Consider the following 979-nt stretch of genomic DNA (forward strand, 5'->3'; position numbering starts at 1 on the left):
CTGTTGCCGAGCCCGCCCGGTCCTACGTCATCGGTGGGACTGTGTCACCTGGTCAGCGTTGCAGGGTGAGCACGCCCGGACGGTAGGGCAGCAGGCCGTAGTCGCCGCCGGAGTTCGGGGCACGACCCTGGTACAGCAGTTGCAGGTTGCACGGGTCAACGGTCATGGTCTGGTCGGCGTTGGAGCGGATCAACTCGCCGTGGCTGATGTCGTTGGTCCAGGTCGCGTTGCTGTTGGCCTTGCCCGCGAACGGGTTGCTCTCGGTGGCCGCCTGCGGCGTCCACGTCCCACCCAGACTCGTCGCGGTGAACGACCGGAAGTAACGACCCTGCGAACCGATCGCCTCCACCAGCATCAGGTACCGCTGCTGACCCTGCAGCTTGTACACCTGCACACCCTCGAAGAGGTTGTTCGTGGTGTCGGTCATGATCGTGGTGTAGTTCGACCCGAAGCTGCCCGGGAAGTTCCCGATCGGCATGCTCGCCCGGTAGATCCGACCGTTGTCACCGGCGAAGAACAGGTACATGTTCTGGTCATCACCGATCAACGCCTGGTCGATCGGACCGGTACCCGAATTCGAGATGCTGCCGGTGAACAACGTCTGATGCGCCGACCAACTGTTCACATTCGCCGGGTTCGTCGACGTCCGGTACGAGAACGCCGGCCCACCCCACTGATACGCCAGCACCCAGATGTTGCGCGGCGCGAAGTAGAACAGTGACGGCGCGACAGCCGCGAACGGCATCTGGTTCTGGCTGGCCGAGCCCATCTGGTTCCAGTTGGAGAACAGGCCGAAGTTCATCGAACCCCAGGTCGTACCCGTGTCGTGCGTGGTCGCGTAGACCAGGTGCTGACCGTTGTACGGCGCGTGGGTGAAGTCCTTCAACGACACCCAACCCGACCTCGGCTGCGCCAGCGCGCCGGTCGACGACCACCGGTACGACGACGGCAGGTTGCAGGTGCCCGTCGGCGGCGGAGT

The 979-nt window shown here is 64.2% G+C and carries 1 protein-coding gene; it reads right to left on the reverse strand.

Features of this window, described 5'->3' with window-relative positions:
- Positions 1–52: 52 nt before the first annotated feature.
- Positions 53–979: non-reducing end alpha-L-arabinofuranosidase family hydrolase (locus C1A38_RS30395; RefSeq protein WP_286047613.1), on the reverse strand; the 927-nt coding region annotated here is incomplete at its 5' end.

Source organism: Verrucosispora sp. ts21 (assembly GCF_002879555.1).
Taxonomy (GTDB): Bacteria; Actinomycetota; Actinomycetes; order Mycobacteriales; family Micromonosporaceae; genus Micromonospora; species Micromonospora gifhornensis.